24 protein-coding genes are annotated in these 21,223 nt (G+C 59.0%); 10 read left to right on the forward strand and 14 right to left on the reverse strand.

Annotated elements, in window-relative coordinates:
* Positions 1 to 12: 12 nt before the first annotated feature.
* The 5 genes from H7H48_RS08790 to H7H48_RS08810 all read right to left on the reverse strand — a co-directional run bounded on the left by H7H48_RS08790 (position 13) and on the right by H7H48_RS08810 (position 5,693).
* Positions 13 to 198, reverse strand: coding sequence for a DUF1059 domain-containing protein (locus H7H48_RS08790; protein WP_229448673.1), 186 nt, complete (start codon positions 196 to 198; stop codon positions 13 to 15).
* 120 nt (positions 199 to 318) lie between these two features.
* Complete coding sequence (locus H7H48_RS08795; RefSeq protein ID WP_229448674.1) at positions 319 to 1,209, reverse strand: LysR substrate-binding domain-containing protein; 891 nt, start codon at positions 1,207 to 1,209, stop codon at positions 319 to 321.
* A gap of 328 nt (positions 1,210 to 1,537) precedes the next feature.
* Positions 1,538 to 3,424 (reverse strand): ABC transporter ATP-binding protein, encoded by a 1,887-nt coding sequence (locus H7H48_RS08800; protein WP_229448675.1) that lies wholly within the window; start codon positions 3,422 to 3,424, stop codon positions 1,538 to 1,540.
* Positions 3,421 to 5,268 carry an ABC transporter ATP-binding protein gene (locus tag H7H48_RS08805; protein WP_229448676.1) on the reverse strand — a complete coding sequence of 616 codons (1,848 nt, stop codon included), beginning with the start codon at positions 5,266 to 5,268 and terminating at the stop codon, positions 3,421 to 3,423. The genes H7H48_RS08800 and H7H48_RS08805 overlap by 4 nt, the downstream gene beginning before the upstream one ends.
* A 134-nt stretch (positions 5,269 to 5,402) precedes the next feature.
* Positions 5,403 to 5,693 (reverse strand): hypothetical protein, encoded by a 291-nt coding sequence (locus tag H7H48_RS08810; protein WP_229448677.1) that lies wholly within the window; start codon positions 5,691 to 5,693, stop codon positions 5,403 to 5,405.
* A gap of 896 nt (positions 5,694 to 6,589) precedes the next feature.
* Here H7H48_RS08810 and H7H48_RS08815 point away from each other — a divergent pair.
* On the forward strand, positions 6,590 to 7,036 hold the full coding sequence (locus H7H48_RS08815; protein WP_229448678.1) for a tRNA (cytidine(34)-2'-O)-methyltransferase: 447 nt from the start codon (positions 6,590 to 6,592) through the stop codon (positions 7,034 to 7,036).
* 234 nt (positions 7,037 to 7,270) lie between these two features.
* Here the strand turns inward: H7H48_RS08815 and H7H48_RS08820 are convergent, their stop codons facing one another.
* A complete protein-coding gene (locus tag H7H48_RS08820) occupies positions 7,271 to 7,528 on the reverse strand; it encodes a hypothetical protein (protein ID WP_223021253.1) in 258 nt (85 codons plus the stop codon).
* A gap of 119 nt (positions 7,529 to 7,647) precedes the next feature.
* Between H7H48_RS08820 and hemF the strand changes: the two genes are divergently transcribed.
* Both hemF and H7H48_RS08830 read left to right on the forward strand, forming a co-directional pair.
* Positions 7,648 to 8,562: an oxygen-dependent coproporphyrinogen oxidase gene (gene hemF, locus H7H48_RS08825; protein ID WP_229448679.1), complete on the forward strand. Its 915-nt coding sequence runs from the start codon at positions 7,648 to 7,650 to the stop codon at positions 8,560 to 8,562.
* Positions 8,563 to 8,675: 113 nt separating this feature from the next.
* Positions 8,676 to 9,557, forward strand: coding sequence for an EamA family transporter (locus tag H7H48_RS08830; protein ID WP_229448681.1), 882 nt, complete (start codon positions 8,676 to 8,678; stop codon positions 9,555 to 9,557).
* 7 nt (positions 9,558 to 9,564) lie between these two features.
* On the opposite strand, the gene H7H48_RS08835 is transcribed toward H7H48_RS08830, so the two are convergent.
* Positions 9,565 to 10,197: a LysE family translocator gene (locus H7H48_RS08835; RefSeq protein ID WP_229448682.1), complete on the reverse strand. Its 633-nt coding sequence runs from the start codon at positions 10,195 to 10,197 to the stop codon at positions 9,565 to 9,567.
* Between the two features lie 92 nt (positions 10,198 to 10,289).
* Between H7H48_RS08835 and H7H48_RS08840 the strand changes: the two genes are divergently transcribed.
* From H7H48_RS08840 to H7H48_RS08865, 6 genes are all read left to right on the forward strand, one after another.
* Positions 10,290 to 10,619 carry a DUF6665 family protein gene (locus H7H48_RS08840; RefSeq protein WP_229448683.1) on the forward strand — a complete coding sequence of 110 codons (330 nt, stop codon included), beginning with the start codon at positions 10,290 to 10,292 and terminating at the stop codon, positions 10,617 to 10,619.
* A gap of 97 nt (positions 10,620 to 10,716) precedes the next feature.
* Positions 10,717 to 11,472: a bifunctional 2-polyprenyl-6-hydroxyphenol methylase/3-demethylubiquinol 3-O-methyltransferase UbiG gene (locus H7H48_RS08845; RefSeq protein WP_229448684.1), complete on the forward strand. Its 756-nt coding sequence runs from the start codon at positions 10,717 to 10,719 to the stop codon at positions 11,470 to 11,472.
* 270 nt (positions 11,473 to 11,742) lie between these two features.
* On the forward strand, positions 11,743 to 12,306 hold the full coding sequence (gene petA, locus H7H48_RS08850; protein WP_229448685.1) for a ubiquinol-cytochrome c reductase iron-sulfur subunit: 564 nt from the start codon (positions 11,743 to 11,745) through the stop codon (positions 12,304 to 12,306).
* A 23-nt stretch (positions 12,307 to 12,329) separates the two neighbouring features.
* Complete coding sequence (locus H7H48_RS08855; protein ID WP_229448686.1) at positions 12,330 to 13,613, forward strand: cytochrome b N-terminal domain-containing protein; 1,284 nt, start codon at positions 12,330 to 12,332, stop codon at positions 13,611 to 13,613.
* Between the two features lie 29 nt (positions 13,614 to 13,642).
* Entirely contained in the window at positions 13,643 to 14,467 is an 825-nt protein-coding gene (locus H7H48_RS08860) for a cytochrome c1 (RefSeq protein ID WP_229448687.1), read from the forward strand.
* A 98-nt stretch (positions 14,468 to 14,565) separates the two neighbouring features.
* A complete protein-coding gene (locus H7H48_RS08865) occupies positions 14,566 to 15,117 on the forward strand; it encodes an adenine phosphoribosyltransferase (protein ID WP_223021247.1) in 552 nt (183 codons plus the stop codon).
* A gap of 7 nt (positions 15,118 to 15,124) precedes the next feature.
* Here H7H48_RS08865 and H7H48_RS08870 read toward each other — a convergent pair whose 3' ends face one another.
* The 7 genes from H7H48_RS08870 to H7H48_RS08900 all read right to left on the reverse strand — a co-directional run bounded on the left by H7H48_RS08870 (position 15,125) and on the right by H7H48_RS08900 (position 20,515).
* Entirely contained in the window at positions 15,125 to 15,595 is a 471-nt protein-coding gene (locus H7H48_RS08870) for a MaoC family dehydratase (protein ID WP_229448688.1), read from the reverse strand.
* Positions 15,592 to 16,059: a MaoC family dehydratase gene (locus H7H48_RS08875; RefSeq protein ID WP_229448689.1), complete on the reverse strand. Its 468-nt coding sequence runs from the start codon at positions 16,057 to 16,059 to the stop codon at positions 15,592 to 15,594. Before H7H48_RS08875 ends, H7H48_RS08870 begins: the two co-directional genes overlap by 4 nt.
* Positions 16,060 to 16,328: 269 nt before the next feature.
* Positions 16,329 to 17,300 carry a magnesium transporter CorA family protein gene (locus H7H48_RS08880; protein WP_229448690.1) on the reverse strand — a complete coding sequence of 324 codons (972 nt, stop codon included), beginning with the start codon at positions 17,298 to 17,300 and terminating at the stop codon, positions 16,329 to 16,331.
* A gap of 86 nt (positions 17,301 to 17,386) precedes the next feature.
* Positions 17,387 to 18,490, reverse strand: a complete 1,104-nt coding sequence (gene ychF, locus H7H48_RS08885; protein WP_229448691.1) for a redox-regulated ATPase YchF — start codon at positions 18,488 to 18,490, stop codon at positions 17,387 to 17,389.
* 3 nt (positions 18,491 to 18,493) lie between these two features.
* Positions 18,494 to 19,213 (reverse strand): aminoacyl-tRNA hydrolase, encoded by a 720-nt coding sequence (gene pth / locus H7H48_RS08890; RefSeq protein WP_229448692.1) that lies wholly within the window; start codon positions 19,211 to 19,213, stop codon positions 18,494 to 18,496.
* Between the two features lie 24 nt (positions 19,214 to 19,237).
* The gene (locus H7H48_RS08895; RefSeq protein ID WP_229448693.1) at positions 19,238 to 19,888 is read right to left on the reverse strand and encodes a 50S ribosomal protein L25/general stress protein Ctc; all 651 of its coding nucleotides are present in this window, start codon (positions 19,886 to 19,888) and stop codon (positions 19,238 to 19,240) included.
* Between the two features lie 204 nt (positions 19,889 to 20,092).
* Positions 20,093 to 20,515 (reverse strand): helix-turn-helix domain-containing protein, encoded by a 423-nt coding sequence (locus tag H7H48_RS08900; protein WP_229448694.1) that lies wholly within the window; start codon positions 20,513 to 20,515, stop codon positions 20,093 to 20,095.
* Between the two features lie 102 nt (positions 20,516 to 20,617).
* Between H7H48_RS08900 and H7H48_RS08905 the strand changes: the two genes are divergently transcribed.
* The gene (locus H7H48_RS08905; protein WP_229448695.1) at positions 20,618 to 21,178 is read left to right on the forward strand and encodes an NADPH-dependent FMN reductase; all 561 of its coding nucleotides are present in this window, start codon (positions 20,618 to 20,620) and stop codon (positions 21,176 to 21,178) included.
* Positions 21,179 to 21,223 lie beyond the last annotated feature (45 nt).

Here is a 21,223-nt window from a genome sequence, read left to right on the forward strand (position 1 = left end):
AAACAAGCGTGGTCAGGCCGCGTTGCGCGCCTCTGCGATGCGTGAGCGAATGGCTTCAACCATGCTCTCGCGGATCACGGTTTCGCCGTGAGCTTCGCGCATATGCTCGGCTGCACGGCGAATGACCTCCGCCTCTTCTTCGTGGCGGGTGTGCCAGTCGCAGCCTGGAACGAGCGAGCCGCAATGAAATTCCTTCATGAGACGATCCTCCTGTTCTCAGTTTATGCGTGCCATGAACTATAACACGGAATGCGGCAAGAGGTTGCCGAAGGAAAAACCGTCAGCAGTCCGCGTGGATTGTTACTGTAAACCCAACGGTTATTCCGCCAGCATCCGTTCTATCTCGCTTCGTAGCCACGTCTTGAAATTACGGACCTTGGCTGGCTCAGGCCTGTTTTGGGATGTGATCAGCCAATAGCTAAAGCGTGTCTTGGCGCGTTCGCGGAAGGGGGCGACGAGTTGACCACCGCGCAGGGCATCATGGGCAAGCGTGTGCCAGGCAAGCATTACGCCTTGTCCGGCAATAGCCGCATCAAGACAGAGCGCTGCGTCGGTAAACGTATCGCCTTCCGCCAGATCCCGCTCGTCCAGGCCAAGCGGTTTTAGCCACACATCCCACTCGATGTTGGAATTGGCGTCACGGATGATGGGGGCGGTCAGGACGTCTTCCGGTGTTTTCAGATGCCTGGCGATCGAAGGGGCACAGACGGGAAAAACTTCCTGTGGCAGAAGATGTTCTGCGCGCACATCCGGCCAGTTTCCCTCGCCGACACGGATCGCAAGGTCGATGTCCGTGCTGTCGGGATGTACCAGACCGATTGAGGCTTCAAGTCGGAGCTTGGTTTCTGGGTGTGCTCTTGCATAGCGGGCAAGTCGGGGTACCAGCCATTTCGCGGCAAAGACCGGGGCGACGGAAATCGTCAGCACTGAATCCGTGTCATGGCGCGTTAGCGCTACAGCTGAATCGAGCGCTTGAAACCCCATGCCCAGTCGCTCGATGAACTGGCGTCCCAGCGCAGTCGGGCGAATGCCGCGTCCCGTCCGCTCGAAAATCGCGACGCCGAGCTGTGCCTCGGTCTTCACCACCTGTTGGCTGACGGCTCCGACCGATACGCCCAGCTCTTCTGCGGCAGCGCTTAATGAGCCGCCGCGACCGACCGCTTCGACGGCGCGTAGTCCGTTCAGGTGAACCCTTGGCAGATGTTTCATGCAGTTTTTCTAAAGTATCCGATAGGCAATCTCCATTGAAAATCATTGCATCCGAGCGGATTCTGGGTCCTGAACACGCCATTCCTCGAGAAAGGGAATGCTATGATACAGTTTTTCTGGATAAGAATTCAGGCTTTCAGGACCCGTTACCGGCGGGCGCGCAGGGCGCTCGCAGAAGCTGAATGGCAGCACGATCCGCTGGCTCATCCGGTTTTGCGCACAATGTCGATGGAGGAGTTGGCCGACTTGCCCATGGACAGGACCGCGAACGCAAGGATGGCGGAGCCTGCTCGACACTTTGCGCCTGCGACTGCTGGTGCCGAACTGCCTACTCCGCCGCCATCCTTCCGCCCAGAAAGCCGCCTGACTGGCGTTTCCAAAGCTGTGCGTAAAGTCCGTCCCGTTCCACCAACGCCTCATGGGAGCCTTCCTCCACGATACGCCCCTGATCAAGCACGATGATCCGATCGAGGGCGGCGATGGTCGAAAGACGATGAGCGACAGCAATCACCGTCTTGTTCTCCATAAGTCGCTCAAGATTTTCCTGGATCACGGCTTCGATCTCGGAATCGAGCGCCGAAGTCGCTTCGTCGAGGATGAGGATGGGTGCATTCTTCAGCATCATTCTTGCAATCGCGATACGCTGGCGCTGACCACCCGAAAGTTTGACGCCGCGCTCGCCCACCACCGCATCATAGCCGGTGCGCCCTTTCGGGTCCGACACGTTAAGGATGAACTCGTGAGCCGAGGCGCGCTTCGCCGCGGCAATGATGTCCTCTTCGCTGGCCTTGCCCCGGCCATAGGCGATGTTGTCGCGGATTGAGCGGTGCATGAGCATCGGCTCCTGGCTCACCACGCCGAACTGGGCGCGAAGCGAGGCCTGTGTCACCTGGGTGATGTCCTGCCCGTCAAGCAGGATTTTTCCATGCTCGGCCTCAAAGAGCCGCAGCATCAGATTCACAATCGTGGTTTTGCCGGCGCCCGAGGGGCCAACCAATGCCACCCTTTCCCCCGGCTTGATATGCAGATCGAGCCCTTCGATTATGCCGCTTTCCTTGCCATAGTTGAACGTGACGTTGTCGAAACGGATGTCTCCCTTGGCACGCTTCATCTCTTTGGCATTATCAGCGTCGCGGATAGCCGGTTCCACTGAAACGACCGTGGTGGAATCCTGCACGGTCGCATAGTTGCGGATCAGCCCGTTGATGTTGAACATCATCCAGCCGGACATCTGGTTGAGCCTGAAGACGAGGCCCATCGCGGCAGCGATCTCGCCGGTGGTGATCGCGCTGTCCAGCCAGCGCGATACGGCAAGAACAAAGATCGCAGCCATCATGAAACCATTGACGATAGCCACCGTCACGCGCACCCGGGTGATGGCGCGCGTCAGTGTTTGAACGGCACTCAGAAAATGCGCCATGCCCTCGCGCACATAGGAGTGTTCGCGCTGTCCGCTGTCGAACAGCTTGACGGCCAGGATGTTGGTGAAGGCATCCACCATCCGCCCGTTCAGGATGGAGCGCTGGTCGGCTGTACGACGGCCCGCCCGCCTGAGCGGGGGCAGGAGGTAGCGCGCGATCGCCACATAGGCCACGAGCCAAAGCAGGACCACCAGTCCCATGAACGGGTCGAGCACGGTGAGGATCGAAGCGGCCAGCACGACGAAGGTGAGGAAGCTCCACATGGTTTGCAGAACGTTGATGATGAAGTCGCCGGTTGCCTCACCGCCCTGCAGAATTTTGGTCGCGATGCGGCCTGCAAAGTCGTTCTGGTAGAATTCATAGGGTTGTTCGATCACACGGCGAAACGCCTGCCAGCGCACACGCTGATAGAAGGCCGGCGCGATCACCTGTTCTTCAAGGATGGTGTTGCCGATGATCACCACTGCACGGATGATGAGAAGGAGCGCAAGGAAACCGGCAAGTTTTTCCCAGTGGTCGGCAATCAGTGTCTGTGGCGAAGAGGAGTCCAGAAGGTCGATCAGCCAGCCAAGCGCCCAGTAAAGCCCTGCATCGACGGCACCCATCAGGCCGCCGGCGATCAGAAGCAGAATGAAGGGCCACTTGGCTTGCCGTGCGAAGAAAAGGATGAATTCATGCGCCTTAACGGGCAACACGGAGCGCCCGGTGTCGCCGAAGGGGTCGATGACCCCTTCGACGCTGCGCCACCAGCTTTCAGACCTGCGCGGTTCTTTGCTTTTCTCGTCTACGCTCATTCCGCAGCCTCATTTACGTCCAGATCGAGGAAACCGCCGGACTGGCGCTGCCACAGGCTTGCATAGAGCCCTCCGGCAGCCACCAGTTCGTCGTGCGTGCCTTCCTCGACGATGCGGCCCTTGTCCATGACGACCAGGCGGTCCATTGCAGCGATGGTCGAAAGCCGGTGTGCAATGGCAATCACCGTTTTGCCCTCCATCAGGCGATAGAGGTTCTCCTGAATTGCCGCCTCAACTTCTGAATCGAGCGCTGAAGTCGCCTCATCGAGGATGAGGATCGGAGCATCTTTCAGCATGACACGGGCGATGGCAATGCGCTGGCGCTGGCCGCCGGAGAGTTTCACGCCCCGCTCACCCACATGCGCATCGAAGCCCTTGCGTCCTTTCGGATCGCTCAGCCCGCCGATAAAGCCCATCGCTTCGGCGCGCCGTGCCGCTTCCAGCATCATCGCTTCGGTCGCGTCGGGTCGACCATAGAGGATGTTGTCACGAACAGACCGGTGTAGCAGGGACGTGTCCTGTGTCACCATGCCGATTTCGGCCCGCAGCGAATCCTGCGTGACCTCCGAAATATCCTGTCCGTCGATGAGGATACGGCCACGCTCCAGATCATAAAAGCGCAACAGAAGATTGACGAGGGTGGACTTACCGGCGCCCGAACGGCCCACGAGCCCGACCTTCTCACCGGGCTTCACCGAAAGTGAGAGATCTTCGATGACGCCGCCCTTCTTGCCATAATGGAAGCCGATCCGATCGAACTCGATCCGGCCTTTCGGGACGACAAGCGCTTTCGCGTCCGGCTTGTCATCCACCAGACGCGGCAGCGAAATCGAGCCGATGCCATCCTGCACGGTCCCGACATTCTCGAACAGCCCTGTCAGCTCCCACATGATCCATTGCGACATGTTCCAGAGCCTCAGCACGAGGCCGATGGCAACCGCCACTGCGCCCACCGATATTTCCCCGCCGATCCATAGTGTGATCGACAAATATCCCACCGCGACAAGGCAGGCCGAGTTCAGGAAATAGAGAAGGCCGTATAGACCGGTTACATATCGAAACTGAGCGTAGACCGTCTGCAGAAACCCATTCATCCCTTCGCGCGCAAAGCCAGCCTCGCGCTGTGCGTGCGAGAAAAGCTTCACCGTCTGGATGTTGGTGTAACTGTCCACCACGCGGCCGGTCATTATCGATCGGGCATCGGCTTGCTTTTCGGCGATTTTGCCGAGCCGCGGGATGAAATAAGCCATGAGGGCAATATAGCCGCCGAGCCAGAAAAGGATCGGAAGGGACAGACGCCAGTCGGCAGAAGCTGTCAAAAACAGAATGCCCACGAAATAGATCACGACGTAATTGAAGACGTCGAAGGTCTTGACGACGCACTCCCGCACAGCAAGTGCGGTTTGCATCAGCTTGGTCGCGATGCGGCCGGCGAATTCGTCCTGGTAGAAGCTCATCGACTGCTTGAGCAGATAGCGATGCACTTGCCAACGGATTCGCATGGGGTAGTTGCCCATGAGAATCTGGTGGTTGTTGAGACCGGCAAGCAAGATCAGTCCGGGCAGGATGATAAGGATGAAGCCCGCCATGCCAATAAGCCGCATCCCTTCCTCATCGAGGAATGTGGCCCGGTCGCGGTCCGATAGCCAGTCGACGATGTCGCCCAGAAAGGCGAACATCCAGACTTCCGCCAGGGCGATGGCCGCGACAAGAAACGTACCCAACAGGACATAGGGCCACGCGCCTTTCGTGAAATGCAGGCAAAAGGCGAAGAATGTGCGGGGCGGCTCCTGCGGTTCTTCGTTGGGAAAAGGCTGAAGCCTTTGTTCGAACCATTGAAACATTGTCTCAGGCGTCTTTCATTCTGGAGCCCGCGAACGTGATGTGTTGAATCATGTTCGCGGGATAGTTGTCTGTGTTCAAAAAGCTTTTCCGCGGGCGGCGGCTGGCGGAAAAGCGATGATTGCCGGTTGCCCGGCTATCTGTGACCCTTGCGCGGCACGGATGCTGCAGGGCTGTTCGTTCGCGGCTTGCCCGGTCCCTTCAGGGGACCTGTACTCAGCGGCGCGGCGTGGCCGATACCGCCCATGTCACGAGCGATACTATGCGGCGGATCTGCGGGCTTGCCGAGAGCGGCCTTGAAGGCTCCTGAAAGCAAGGTGGCAGGAGCGCCGTCGTTTCCGCGCTCGAGTGCGCGGGTGGCCGGGTCGGCTTTCGCGAGCTTGTTCTTGCGGGGCGGGACGCCCCCTTTTTGAAGGTGTGCAGTCATGATGCAAATCCATTGTGACAACCGGAAGAAACGGTCGGCGGATTCGCTCGGCTGCGGCTTTACCTGTGCTGAAAAAGCTGAAGAACGAAACCCGCCGTCAGGCTTGGTGCGGCGCCGTGTTCCACGGGCGCAGGCCTGCGAAGGAGGTAAGCATCGAATTGTCCATTGCCGCCTCCAGCGGTTTTCGTTGATAGGGCGCGTCTTATAGCGTTCATAGCCGGGTTTGGCCAGATGGTTTTTGACCAAAAGGCCTACCAGGGGTTGTAGAAAAATTGATCTCCGTGGACCCACCCCACAGGGAAGCGGGGCGGGTTTCGATGAGGGCTGCATGGTCCGCTGTCTTGTCATTCGAACAGCTTTCGCAGCATCGTCCAAAGGGCGGGGCGCTCCGGCATGGAAAACTTCATGTCCACGTCGGGAAGCTGACCTCGATGAGGCCTCCTTTGTTCAGTATGTCTATCGGGCGATATCGTAGCGCCGATTGTCAAAGCCCATGCCTCCAACCGGCGATCCTGCAAGGTGGGGCGGTTTGGGTCTATGTGCGGAACGACAAAGTCGTTGTTGCGGCCGAACGGCCGCCGGGGGAAGCGGTTATGCATCGCGAACGTCCTTGAAAAGCGGGAGGAAATCCCGACGGACCGCGATACGTAGCTACCTGAAAAATTGGTGGGAGCGAGCCGAACCGAGTCCGCCGTCAGGCCTTCAGGCCAAAGGCGCGGAGCCAAGTCATGTAATGTCGATGCGTATCCATGCTTTTCTCCTGTGGTTCGCGTTGACAATGGTTGGCTTATACTCACAGTTGCAGAGAACTGCCACCTGTTTTTGTGCTCTTTCGTTCGCCCGCTGCCTGGTGTAACCGGAAAGCCACAGCCAGCCATGTCGAGAGACACAGCCAGATGCGTATCGCGCTCTATCAGCCAGACATCCCGGGCAATACCGGGGCCATACTTCGCCTCGCCGCCTGCCTGGGCTTTACCGTCGACCTGATTGAGCCGGCCGGATTCGACCTTTCCGACAAAAACCTGAAGCGGGCGGGCATGGATTACCTCGAGCGTGCCGCTCTGGTCCGTCATTCGTCGTGGGAGGTTTTTGACCGCTGGCGTCGGGAGGAAAAGCGCCGTCTTCTGCTTTTCACCACCAAAGCCCAAATGCATTACACCGAGGTTTCTTACATCGAAGGCGACATTCTGATCTTCGGACGCGAATCTGTTGGAGCACCGGATTTTGTTCACGAGGCGGCTGATGCCCGTCTGGTGATCCCGATGGAGAAGGGCGCGCGCAGTCTGAATCTGGCCATGAGCGCGGCGATGGCTGCCGGCGAGGCGTTGCGTGAGTTGCGCTAAAGCTTCGAACCGGGAAGATGAAACCGGCTTTTCGTTTCCCAGGCAGCGCATCGAAGGGCCGGGTTGTTCTTTGTGCGCCCGCCAGGATGCATGGCGATCCGGCGTGTGTTTTTGATAAATCCTGGGTGGCATCATTTCACTTTCCTTTTCGGGAAAGGGATGCCTAAAAGTTCAAGTGAACTTTAAGTCAAGCTTCGTGTGGGTTGGCGTTTTTTGCTTGAGAGCAGTGGTTTCTCAGTCCGCGCTCGGTAAACGGCGCATCGTGAATTCGATCACATCGCCTGGTCGCTCGCACCAGCTTTCTATTTCGGTCCAGTAGGCTTGCTTGGGCCACCGCTCCAGCCATTCCCGTGCTTTTTCCCGGGCTTGCGCGCGGGGCAGGGAAAAACTCTCCCGCAAAAAACCATCGCGTGGCAGGCGGCTTGCCCTGGCGCGGTGTTTGTCGAGGCTGCGTTTCAGCCCCTCCAGCGGTGGTTTTGCGGGCACTCGCACAAAAGAACTCCTTGACCCGATGGATAAGAAGCTTAGGCAACGCGGTTGAAAATTGCGAGTCATTTGTAGGGCTGTCCGCCTGCCGCAGCGTCGCGTAGGATCGGGCCAAAGGGAAGATGATGGAACGACCAGAGCTGCCTGCCGGTTTGCCGGAGAATATCGAAGAAAAGAAAGTCGCTGCGCGCGCCTGGTTCGAGGAACTGCGCGACAGGCTGTGCGCTGCCTTTGAGGAACTCGAGGACGCGCTGACCGGTCCACTGTCAACACGCACGCCCGGCCGCTTTGAGCGCACCCCCTGGGAGCGGGAAGGCGGTAAGGGTGGTGGTGGCGTCATGTCGATTATGCACGGCAGGGTGTTTGAAAAGGTTGGCATTCACGTGTCCACCGTCCATGGTGAGTTTTCGCCCGAATTTCGAAAGCAAATCCCGGGCGCGGATCGCGATCCGAGCTTCTGGGCCTCAGGGATTTCGCTGATCGCCCACCCGCAGAACCCGCATGTGCCGGCCGTTCACATGAACACCCGTATGGTGGTCACCACCAGCCAGTGGTTCGGGGGCGGGGCTGATCTCACACCGGTTCTCGACCGTCGCCGTACTCAGGAGGATCCTGATACGGAGGCCTTCCATAAGGCCATGCGTTTCGTCTGCGAACGCCACGCAGCCATCGTCGATTACGAAAAGTACAAAACCTGGTGTGACGAGTATTTCTACCTGCCGCACCGTCAGGAGCCGCGCGGCATTGGCGGTATCTTTTACGATTGGCTGCGCTCGCCGGAGGATAAGGGGGGCTGGCAGGCCGATTTCGACTTCACCCGTGATGTGGGACGTGCCTTCGCAGTCGTCTATCCGCATCTGGTGCGCAAGAACTTCAACACCAATTGGACGGAAGCTGACCGCGAGGAGCAACTGGTGCGGCGAGGCCGCTACGTGGAGTTCAACCTGCTCTATGACCGGGGCACGATCTTTGGTCTCAAGACCGGGGGCAACGTCAATTCCATCCTGTCCAGCTTGCCGCCCGAGGTGAAATGGCCCTGAGCCAGTATGGGGTTCAATCTCGCTGATCGATAAGCGGCAGTGTTTTTGATTTGAAAGTTGTGAACGGGTGGGGTCTTTAGCGAAGGCTGCTTCCCCGCCCGAGGACAATGTACATGAAACTGCCCCATATCCTGTTGGCGCTTCTGGTGACTGCCGTCTGGGGCTTCAACTTCGTCGTCATCAAGGTCGGCATTGACAATTTTCCGCCAATACTTTTTTCCGCGTTGCGGTTTGCGGCGGCGGCTTTGCCGCTTGCCTTTTTCGTGCCGAGACCTGTGATCGCCTGGCGCTATGTCATCGCCATCGGGGTCGTGCTGGGCATCGTCAAGTTCACGCTCCTGTTCTTGGCCATGGATGTCGGGCTTTCTGCCGGATTATCCTCGCTCGTGCTTCAGTCACAGGCGTTTTTCACCATCATGCTTGCGGCGTTCGTGCTGGGTGAACGGCCGACACGCATGCAGCTTCTCGGTATCTTCGTCGCCTTTTGCGGGATTGCCCTGATTGCGCTGACGGTGGACGCAAGCATCACGATCATGGGCCTGGCGTTGGGGATCGCCGCCGCTTTCATGTGGGCGATTTCCAATCTTCTGATGAAGCAGGCAGGCAAGGTCGACATGTTTCGCCTGATGGTCCATGTGAGCCTCATTCCGCCGCTCCCGCTACTTGCCCTTTCTCTCATGATCGAAGGCTGGGAGGCGGATATGGCCGCGCTGTCCAGCATCAACTGGACCGGCGTTGGCGCGGTTATCTATATCGCTTACGCCGCAACGATCTTCGGTTTCGCTGTATGGGGAATGTTGATCAGAACCTATGGTGCGGGGCGGGTTGCGCCATTTTCCTTGCTGGTGCCGATTTTCGGGATGAGCTCGTCAGCCCTGTTTCTCGGCGAAACTTTTGGCCCGATGCGCATGGTGGCTGCAGCACTTGTTCTCGCTGGGCTCATGCTGACCCAGGTCAGGCAACGCGCGCCGCTGGCCCAGGCGGGCGCTGCCTGAGACAGCCCTATGGGCGCATGGTCGCGAGTTTCAGGCCGAAACCGATAAACACCGTTCCAGTGAGCGCTTTCAGCCCGCGCTGCATGCGGACATTGCTGCCGATCGTTTTGAGGCCCGAAAACAGAAGCACGAGCGAGGAGAACCACACAATGTTCAGAAGCGAGTGGATCACCACGAGCGCGAAGGCCCAGAGGGTGGCGTCGGCATTGGCCGGAATGAACTGCGGAAATGCCGCCAGGTAGAACATCGATACTTTTGGGTTGAGCGCGTTGGTCAGAAACCCTTCGAATGCCGCGCGTATGAGTGTGCGCCGGCGTTTGGCAGGGGTCACCTCAAGCGGTGACGCAAAGCCATGCCAAGCCTGCCAAAGCGCTTTCATACCGATATAGCAGAGATAGGCCGCACCCAGCATTTTCACGATGAAGAACAGCTGGGCTGACTGCACCAGAATGATGGAAATGCCGAGGATCGACAAAGCGCCATGAACGTAGAACGCTGCGAAGAACCCGGCGATGTTGGCAAAACCGGCCGCTTTGCCTGAAGTGGGGACTGTCTTGGCAATCAACACGCCATTCGGGCCCGGCGACATGACAAGAAGTGCGGCAACCAATGTGAAGGTTCCAAGCTCGATCAGCGTCATGGTTTGTGCCCTGAGTTGAACGCGGTTGTGAGACGCGGCAGAATACTCGGCAAACGTTTTGATTGTCGAGCGATACAAGAGCGGCTCCTGACATGCTGAAACCACCCAGCACCGTGACCGGCCTCATGGTTCATCCCGTCAGTGGCGATACAGTGCTGCAAAACGAGATTGTGGCCGAGCAGGCGTCATCGCTCGGCCATGCCGGTCGAATTGCCGAAAAGGCACTCATGCATCTTGCCGCGGCAGATCCCGCCGATGGAGAGGATGTGGACCGCCGTCTTCACGCCGCCGCCGAAGCGGTGCATTTTTATTTCATCCAGCGTGAGCTTTGTGGCATGCGCAGACACGAAGACGTGATTGCGGAGCTGTCGATCCCTGGCAGGGTATTGGTGCGCCTTGGGGCGCGTATAGGAACACGTTGAGCGCTGGCCTGCTGGATGTCGCGGTCTGGCCCGCTTGCTGCCGTCAGGGGTTCGTGGCACTCGCCTGCCAGCAATGGCAGACAGGAAAGACGGCGCCATGGAAAACGCTTACGGTACGCTGGCCTCGTGGGTTTATCATCTCGACAAACCCATAGGCCGCTCTTTCGGGGATATTGAGTTCTATCGCGACCGCCTGGCGGGCTGCACCGGTCCGGTGCTCGAGCCTGCAGCCGGTAATGGCCGTGTTCTCATCCCGCTTCTTGAGGCCGGGTTTGATGTTCGCGGTTTCGATGCTTCCGAGGAGATGGTGGCCTACTGCCGTAGGGAATGTGAGGCGCGCAGCCTGCCGTCACCGGTCGACATCGCACGCTTCGAGGATTTCGAATATGAAACGCGGTTCGGTGCCGTCATCATTCCTGCGGGTTCCTTCCAGTTGATCACGGAGCCGCGGCAGGCGCTGACCGTGCTTGAGCGTTTCCGCAAGGCGCTTCTCCCCGGCGGCCGGCTGATCCTCGATCTCGATGCATTGGCATGTCTTGCGGACACCGCGCTCGCGGCGCGGCACTGGCAGACGAAGGACGACCTGCTTACACTCGTCGAAAGCCGGGTGGAGACCTGTTTCCAGCGCCAGACAACGCTTTCGCAGCTGCGTTACGAGCATTGGCGCGAAGGCCGACTCGTGGCCAGCGAGATCCAGCTTTTTCACCTGCGTCTCTGGGGGCTCCTGGAATTCGAGCTGGCATTGCGCTCTGCCGGCTTCGCCGAGGTTGATGTCTTTGCGGACTATCGGACCGAGAGCGCTTTGGCGGCGGGTGCTTCCGTCTTTACCTTTGAGGCAGCCGCGCCGCTTTGAGTGTGAGAGATCGTCGACCGAAACTTGGCAAAAGCGCCTGTATTGAAAAACAGGAGTTTTTAAGTCATCTTTATTCGCTGCGTTTTCCCCGCGACAATCTGCCCTGTAGGGTCGCCCCCGTCTGGACAAGTTCCTGCGTGGCGCATAGAAACCATCGAAAAATGCCGGGGGTAGAACCGGGCAGTTTCCGTCATGCGCGGGAGTTTGCTTGGGTTCGAGTGCAATAAGGCGTCCCCACCGGCCGACTCAAGGTGAAAGGATCGCAGTCCCGTGAGCGCTACCGATTCGACCGAACATACAAGGCGTGACTTTCTTTACGTCGCAACAGGCGTTGCCGGTGCCGTCGGTGCGGCTGGTGTTGCATGGCCGTTCATCGACCAGATGCAGCCCGATGCCTCCACCCGCGCACTGGCGTCAATCCAGGTTGATGTGTCCGGCGTTGAGCCTGGCATGTCCCTGACCGTCAAATGGCGTGGCCGGCCTGTGTTCATCCGCAACCGGACGGAAAAGGAAATCGAGGAAGCGCGGGCGGTCGCACTGGAGGATCTGAAGGATCCAGTGGCGCGCAACGCCAACATTCCTGCTGACGCGCCTGCCACTGACATCGACCGCTCCGCGGGCGAGGGCAAGGAGAACTGGCTGGTGATGGTCGGCGTCTGCACGCATCTGGGCTGTGTGCCGCTTGGCCAGGCCGGCGATTTCGGCGGCTGGTTCTGCCCATGCCATGGTTCGCACTACGACACCGCCGGCCGTATCCGCAAAGGCCCGGCTCCGGAAAACCTTGCGGTTCCGACATTTGAATTTGTGTCCGACACCGTCATTCAGGTCGGCTAAGGCTCGGCGAGAGGGGATTTTCTATGAGCGCTGGACATTCGACCTATACGCCCAAGAGCGGCCTCGGCCGTTGGATGGATGCGCGTTTGCCGCTTCCGCGTCTGGTCTATGATTCTTTCGTGGCCTATCCGGTGCCACGCAATCTCAACTATGCGTACACATTCGGCGGTATTCTGACGCTGATGCTCGTTGCGCAGATCGTGACCGGCATCGTGCTGGCGATGCATTATGCCGCCAACACCGAGGTGGCCTTCAACTCGGTCGAGAAGATCATGCGTGATGTCAACTCCGGTTGGCTGATCCGCTACCTGCACTCCAATGGCGCGTCGATGTTCTTCATCGCCGTCTACGTGCACATCTTCCGCGGCCTTTATTACGGTTCCTACAAGGCGCCGCGAGAGCTCCTGTGGATCCTCGGCTGCATCATCTATCTCCTCATGATGGCGACCGCTTTCATGGGTTACGTGCTTCCCTGGGGCCAGATGAGCTTCTGGGGCGCGACGGTGATCACCGGCTTCTTCACGGCCATCCCCGTTGTAGGTGACTGGATTCAGCAGCTCCTGCTCGGCGGCTTCGCGGTCGACAATCCGACGCTGAACCGCTTCTTCTCGCTGCACTACCTTCTGCCCTTCATGATCGCCGGCGTCGTCGTGCTGCATGTCTGGGCGCTGCATGTCACCGGTCAGACCAATCCGACCGGCATCGAAGTGAAGCAGAAGACCGACACCGTGGCCTTCACGCCCTATGCGACCGTCAAGGATGCGTTCGCCATGGTCGTGTTCCTGGCTCTGTTCGCCTATTTCGTCTTCTACATTCCGAACTTCCTTGGTCACCCGGATAACTACATCGAGGCTGACGCGCTGAAGACCCCGGCGCACATCGTTCCGGAATGGTACTTCCTGCCGTTCTACGCGATCCTGCGCGCCATCACCTTCAACATCGGGCCTATCGATTCCAAGCTCGGTGGTGTTCTGGCCATGTTCGGCGCCATCGCGGTCCTGTTCGTCGTGCCATGGCTCGACACCTCGAAGGTTCGTTCAGCGGTTTATCGTCCCTGGTACAAGCTGTTTTTCTGGCTTTTCGTCATCAATGCAATCTTCCTGGGCTGGCTCGGATCTCGTCCTGCGGAGGGTGTCTATGTGGCGATGGCTCAGGGGGCGACGCTCTACTACTTCGCCTTCTTCATCGTGATCATGCCGGTTCTGGGTCTGGTCGAGACGCCCCGCCGCCTGCCCAATTCCATCACGGAAGCGGTGCTGGAGAAGAAGTCCGCCGGCGTGCCGGCCACAGAACAGGCAAAGGGCTGAGCGAGAGAATGCGCAAAGGGATTTTCGCAATGAAAAGCATCCTCAACGGATTGGCTGCGCTCGGCCTCGGCCTGGCTGCGGTCACGGCAGCAAACGCGGCCGAGTATCCGATCAAGAAGCCGGTCGAGCAGGACTGGTCCTTCGCTGGCCCGTTCGGAACCTATGACAAGGGCCAGCTGCAGCGCGGGTTCAAGGTTTACCGTGAGGTCTGTGCGGCCTGTCACTCGATGAACCTTGTGGCGTTCCGCAATCTTGAGGATCTGGGCTATTCCGAGGCCCAGGTTCGTGCGATCGCAGCCGAATACGAGGTCGAGGACGGCCCGGATGATTCCGGAGACATGTTCATGCGTGCTGCAAAGCCGTCTGACCGTTTCCCGGCACCGTTCGCCAACCCGCAGCAGGCCGCCGCCTCCAACAATGGAGCGGTTCCACCGGACTTTTCGCTGATTGCCAAGGCGCGCGCCGTGGAGCGGGGTTTCCCGACCTTCGTCTTCGACATCTTCACACAGTATGCCGAAGCTGGTCCGGATTATATCCACGCTCTTCTCACGGGCTATGAGGAAGATTCCCACGGGCACGAGGTTCCGGAAGGCACCTATTACAACCCGTATTTCATCTCCTCAGCCTCGCTTGCAATGGCACCTCCGCTTTCTGAGGGCATGGTCACCTATGATGACGGTGCGCCCGAGACTGTTGACCAGTATGCCCGTGACGTTGCAGCGTTCCTCATGTGGGCAGCCGAGCCCCACCTGGAAGCCCGCAAGTCCACCGGATTTGTGGTCATGGTCTTCCTTCTGCTCTTTGGTGGACTGATGTATCTCACCAAACGCAAGATCTGGGCGGACGTCCATTAAGGCGCCTGCAAGGCAAGAAAAAACAGGAAGGGCGCTTGAAGCGCCCTTTTCTTTTGCTTCGCAACGCGGCAAGAACTATCTGAACCGGGGCAGGGTACATGGCAGCTTCTCAGACACTTCAAGACACGCTTCTTTCCGCGATCCGCACCATTCCGGATTATCCGAAGCCGGGCATTCTGTTTCGCGATATCACGACCTTGCTTGGCAATGCGCGCGCATTTCGCCGGGCCGTGGACGAACTGGTCCATCCCTATGCGGGTGCCAAGGTCGACAAGGTTGCTGGGATCGAGGCACGCGGCTTCATCCTTGGAGGAGCGATTGCGCACCAGCTCTCTTCGGGTTTTGTGCCGATCCGCAAGAAGGGCAAGCTGCCGCACGACACGGTGCGCGTTGCCTACAGTCTCGAATATGGCATCGACGAAATGGAGATGCACAAGGATGCGGTGACGCCGGGCGAAAAGGTCATTCTGGTCGATGACCTCATTGCCACCGGTGGAACCGCCGAAGGTGCGGTCAAGCTCCTCACGCAGATGGGAGCCGACATCGTGGCAGCCTGTTTCGTGATAGACCTGCCTGATCTTGGCGGACGGGCCAAGCTGGAAGCGCTTGGCGTCGATGTTCACACACTGATCGCTTTTGAGGGCGAGTGAGACCGGTTCAGCCGGCTTTCATCAGCACACCGTTTTCAAAGCTCATCACGGGCTCGCCATCTGCGCCGTGTGCCGCAGCGGAAAGCGAGACCAGATGCCAGCCGGGGCGGGAGGCCAGGGGACGATGGCCGGTCACGGCCCGCGTGAACGTGATCGTGTCTCCCTCGTAGACAGGCTTCAACCATTTCAGATTGGAAAAGCCGGGCGAAGGGCCGAATTCGGGTTTCTCGCCGGGTCCTTCCCACGGGCCGAACGCATCGCGTTCGATGCCGATCAGATTGTACCGCATCCACATGGCGCATGTATGCCAGCCGGAGGCGCATAGACGGCCGAACACGCTGTCGCGCGCTGCCTCTGCATCGGTGTGAAACGGTTGCGGATCGAACTGGCGACCGAACGCTATGATCTCGTCGGCTGTAAACGTATGAGTGCCCAGCGTTATTGTTTCGCCTAAGCGGAGAAACCGATCGAGGCTCATGCCGGGTCTCCCGTATTGCGCATTCTGAACATGATCGGGTTCTCCATCTCCATCACCGTTTCGCCGCGCTGGTTGGTGATCAGATGCCGGAAAGTGACGAGACCGATGCCGGGCCGCGATTTCAATGCCCGCCGTTCGAGCACGGTGGCTTTCCCCGTCAGTGTGTCGCCGGCGATCACAGGACGCCTCCAGCGGGCCTCGGTGATGCCTGGAGAGCCCTGCGAGGTGGAGTCCACCAACAACGCGTCATAGAGCATGCGCATGAAGATGGCGCAGCTATGCCAGCCGGAGGCCGATAAGCCGCCAAGAATGCTGGCTTTCCCCGCTTCTTCGTCCAGATGCATGGGTTGCGCGTCGAACTGGCGTGCGAAGTCCTTGATCTCTTCGGCACCAACGGTTTTTTCGCCGAAGGGAATGGTCACTCCGGGCTCAAGGTCTTCAAACGCCCACTTTTTGTCAGTCATGGTTCAATCCTGTTCAGGCTTGAACCTTATGGCCGCAAGCAGTGCATTCTTCAAGCACCGGATGGAGAAGATTGCCAAGCTTGGACGCTACAGAGCCGCGCGTCTTATAAGACGCGCAAAGGACGCTGTAGTACTTTCAAATGAATTCATTTGAAAGCGACATGCATTAGATCGCCGTGCGTCCATTCGGACGCACAAAGGAGGATCTAAACTATTGATGGAGCATCGGAATAATCCGAAAACCGGATTCCACTTTTCGGTTCGATGCTCTAGAGCCAGCCGCGGCGTTTGAAATACCAGAAGGGCAGAAGAGCGGAGAGCACCATCAGCCCAAGGGCGAAGGGATAGCCGAGCGGCCAATGCAGTTCCGGCATGATATCGAAGTTCATGCCATAGACCGAGGCGACAAGCGTCGGCGGAAGGAAGATGACGGCCACCACGGAGAATATCTTGATGATGGCGCTCTGTTCGATGCTGATCATGCCAAGGGTCGCATCAAGCAGAAAACCGATCTTCTGTGAGAGCCCTGTCGTATGATCGGCAAGCGAGGCGATGTCGCGCGAAAGGGTTTTGATGCGCGCGCGTTCGTCCTTGCCGCTGCGGCCCGAGACCGCGCTCAGGAAGCCGGAAAGACGCTGCATGGTGAGAAGACTGTCCTGCAGTTTTGAGATCAGATCCTCTTTGCGGCCAATCCGGCGGAGGAGGATCTGGAAGTCACGGTCGCGTTTGGAGGCCTTCTTTTCGGAAGGATGAAAAATGCCTTTCGAAAGTTCTAGAATTTCGCGGCCCGCCCGTTCCAGAATGTCGGCAAGCCGGTCAGTGATGACTTCCAGAAGATTGATCAGCACCGCCTCACCATTGGTACACCCAAGGGCGGCTTTCGCCGCTCTCTGGGGGAGGATCTGGAAGGCGCTGGGTTCGTGGAATCGAAGTGTGACCAGCGTGCCCGCGGGACTGAGAATGAAGGTTACGGGCCCCATCTCCGGCTGGTCGCCGTCTGCCCTTGCCGGCAGGGTTGCCGTCATGTAGTGCGCGCCGTCTTCGCTATAGAGCCGGCTTGAGATTTCGATTTCTTCCATGTCGGCACGCGTCGGAATTGCGATCCCGAACCATGCTTCGACGGTCCTCTCTTCCTCCGGGGAGGGGGAAAGCATATCGACCCAGACGATTGAGTCCTGGTCAACAGATGCCAGTGCGACTGAATTCAGACGTTCGTTCTGGAGACTATAGGCCTTGATCATTGCTTCGTTCCCTCAAACCGGGAATGAAGATTTCCGGCTATTGGCGCGCCGTCAAGACCAGGTCCTTCTGGCCAGTCGGTATGCGGTCAGGTGTTGAACTTGAACAGCATCACGTCACCGTCCGTCACCACATACTCCTTGCCCTCATCGCGCGCCTTGCCGGCCTCTCGGGCAGCCACTTCACCGCCGAGAGTGACAAAGTCTTCGTAGCCGATGGTCTGCGCACGAATGAAGCCGCGTTCGAAATCCGTGTGGATCACGCCGGCGGCCTGCGGAGCCTTTGCGCCCTTCTGCACCGTCCAGGCCCGGGTTTCCTTGGGGCCTGAAGTAAAGAAGGTGATCAGGTCGAGCAGTTCGTAGCCGGCACGGATCAGACGGTCGAGGCCGGGCTCTTCCAGCCCCATTGCCTCCAGATATTCAGCCGCTTCCTCATCGGCAAGCTGGGCCACCTCGGCTTCGATGGCGGCGGAAATCACCACCGTCATCGCACCCTGCGCCTTTGCCATTTCCTCCACGCGCTTGCTCTGGGCATTGCCTTCGGCAGCGTCGCCCTCGGCCACATTGCACACATAGAGCACTGGCTTTGAGGTCAGCAGGTTGAGGCCGCGCAGGATCTTCAGATCCTCCGCCGCGATGCCGTCCAGAAGCACGCGCACCGGCTTGCCGTCCTGAAGCAGCGCCAGTGCCTGCTCCATCATGGGCAGAAGCGTCTGGGCTTCCTTGTCCTTGCCGGTGGCGCGCTTCTGCATCTGCAGGGTGCGCCGTTCCAGGCTTTCGAGGTCGGCGAGCATCAGCTCCGTCTCGACGGTCTCGGCGTCCGCCACCGGGTCGATTCGACCCTCCACATGGGTGATGTCGTCATCCTCGAAACAGCGCAGCACATGCACGATGGCGTCTACTTCGCGGATATTGGCCAGAAACTGATTTCCCAGTCCTTCGCCCTTGGAAGCGCCGCGCACGAGGCCGGCAATGTCGACAAAGGAAATGCGGGTCGGAATGACCTCCTTGGAACCGGTCACACCGGCAATCTTCTTCAGACGCGGGTCCGGCACGGCCACTTCGCCCGTGTTGGGCTCGATGGTGCAGAACGGGTAGTTGGCAGCCTGTGCGGCGGCCGTTTTGGTAAGCGCGTTGAAGAGCGTCGACTTGCCAACATTGGGCAGACCGACGATGCCGCATTTGAAACCCATTTCCTATTCCTTCTGGCCGAGGAGTTTTTTGAGCATGGCTGCCATCGGGCCGCTCTCGGGGAGGGAGGCGGAAGGCCCCTTCTGCCGCGCCTGGCGGATGTGGCTCTGTTGTTTGGCGGGCTTGCTGTCCCGTTTTTCGGCCGGCTCTGCGCCGGCACCCTTCACCGCAAGGCTGACCCGGTTCATGAAACCCGCTTCGTCGCCTTCGGCAAGCATTGCGATATTGTCTGCGATGGCGTCCAGCATCGGTTCAAGCCAGGCCTGGTCCGCCTTGGCGAAGTCGCCCAGCACATGCGCGTTCACACGCGCCTTGTCGCCCGGGTGGCCGATGCCGATGCGCACGCGGCGGTAATCCTTGCCGCAATGGGCGTCGATCGACTTGATGCCGTTGTGGCCGCCCGAGCCGCCGCCCGTCTTGATGCGCAGCTTGCCGGGCGCGAGGTCGAGCTCGTCATAAAAAACGATCAGATCGTCGAGATCGATCTTGTAGAAGCGCATGGCTTCGCCAATCGCCTGGCCTGAGAGGTTCATGAAGGTCTGCGGCTTGATGAGCAGAACCTTCTCGCCGCCGATGCGGCCTTCGGCCACCAGCGCGGTGAACTTCTTCGACCATGACGAAAAACTATGGCGGCGCGCAATCGCGTCCGCCGCCATAAAACCGACATTGTGCCGGTGCCGTTCGTATTGCTGGCCGGGATTGCCGAGCCCTGCAATAAGCAGCATGAGGTTTCGCAGGAAAGGGGAGGATTACTCCTCGCCCTCGCCCTCCTTCTCTTCAGCCTCGACTTCAGCTTCGTCCTCGTCAGCCTCGGACTCTTCCGACTTGAGGCCGGCAGGGGCTGCGATGGTTGCGATGGTGAAGTCGCGGTCTGTGATGGTCGGCTGAACACCCTCGGGGAGTTTGACGGTAGAGATGTGAGCGGAATCGCCGATATCCATACCGTCCAGATCAACCTCGATGTATTCGGGGATGGCCGTAGCGGGGCAGGTGAACTCGACCTCGTGGCGCACAACGTTGAGAACACCGCCGCGCTTGATGCCCGGAGCGGTCTCTTCGTTGATGAAGTGAACCGGCACGTTCACGGTAACGACCGTTCCCTTGCCGATGCGCAGGAAGTCCACATGCATGACGAAATCGCGGACGGGATCAAGCTGATAGTCCTTCGGAAGGACCTGAATCTTCTTGCCGTCGACGTCGATGGTGGCAATCGTGGTGAGGAAGCCGCCGCCGAAAATCTTCATGGACACTTCCTTGTAGGGAAGCGTGATGGAAAGCGGGGCATCCTTCTCGCCGTAGATCACGGCAGGAACTTTACCGTTGCGCCGAATAGCCCGGGCGGACCCCTTACCGACCCGTTCGCGCGCCTCGGCCTTCAGCTCGTAGCTCTGATGGCTCATGGCCTATCCTTTCATGTTTTGGAGCGCTCCCGCGCAATCGGGGAACGTGAAAGCCTTCCGAATAAGAAACAGGCGGCGCATGATGCACTGCCTGAATACCGAAATCGCTCGGACGGACTTCCGCCCGCGTTGCCTCCAAGGGTGTCTACGCGGACGGCGGGTCTATAGCCGATGCAAGGGGTATGTGCAAGGGCGCAAGCCCTTTCAGCCCATGGCCGCCGGCTGGATGGGCTGCGGTGGCCGGCCGCTGGTTTTTTCAGCGCTGACGCGTGCGTCATACATTGCCCGGGCCGCTTCCATTCTGCCGGCGTTGGCGAGGGCAAACTGTTTCAATGCCGAAAGCGGTTGAGCAAGCTCATGCCCGAAGGCAGTCAATCGGTATTCCACGCTCGGGGGCACCGTCGGATGTTCGATGCGCTCAAGAAAGCCATCGCGTTCGAGGGCCCTGAGCGAACTTGTCAAAACCTTCTGCGAAATTCCATCCACGCGCCGTTTCAGCGCGTTGAAGCGCAACGGTTCCTCGTTGAGGCGCTCAATGATCAAAGATGTCCATTTGTCTCCGATCAACGACAGAACCTCGCTGATCGGTCGGCAGTTTTCAGAGATGTGTCCGTGACGTGGTTTCATAAAGGTGCCTTCTTGCAACCCGCTTTCCTCTGCCAGATATAGGGGCGGTTACTAAAAGATACCACCGGGAAATTGAGCCCGGGCGGACAGAGGAATGATGCTATGAAAAAAATCCTGGTTCTCGTTGGCTCCAATCGAAAGGAGTCGATCAATCATAAATTTGCACAGGCTTTGGAAAAGCTGGCCGACGGACGCCTTGCGTTCGAATATTTCGATCTCACCACATTGCCGATGTACAATGATGACGACGTGGGGGCGTATCCGGCCGCCGCGCAGCAGCTTAAGGACAGCGTTGCGGCAGCCGATGGCGTACTTTTGGTGACGCCCGAACACAATCGCTCCATACCCGCGGTTTTGAAAAATGCAATCGACTGGGGCTCGAGGCCCTGGGGACAGAATAGCTGGACCGGAAAGGCCACCGCCATCGTGGGATCCAGCCCGGGCGCCATGGGAGCAATTGCGGCTCAGATACATCTTCGTTCGATCATGGTCAGCCTTGGAGCCACGCTGTTGACCAGCCCGGAAGTCTATCTGCAGATGAAGCCCGGCCTTATCGACCAGAACAACGACATCACCAATGAAGAAACGAAGGCCTTCCTGACAGGCTTCATCGATAAATTCTCTGCGTGGGTTGGCTCGGCTCAAGATCGCGTCGCTGCCTGAGCAAAGAGGCGCGCGAACAAAAAAGCCGGCTCTTGGAGCCGGCTT

Source organism: Nitratireductor sp. B36, from assembly GCF_020833685.1.
In the GTDB taxonomy this organism is placed as follows: domain Bacteria; phylum Pseudomonadota; class Alphaproteobacteria; order Rhizobiales; family Rhizobiaceae; genus Nitratireductor.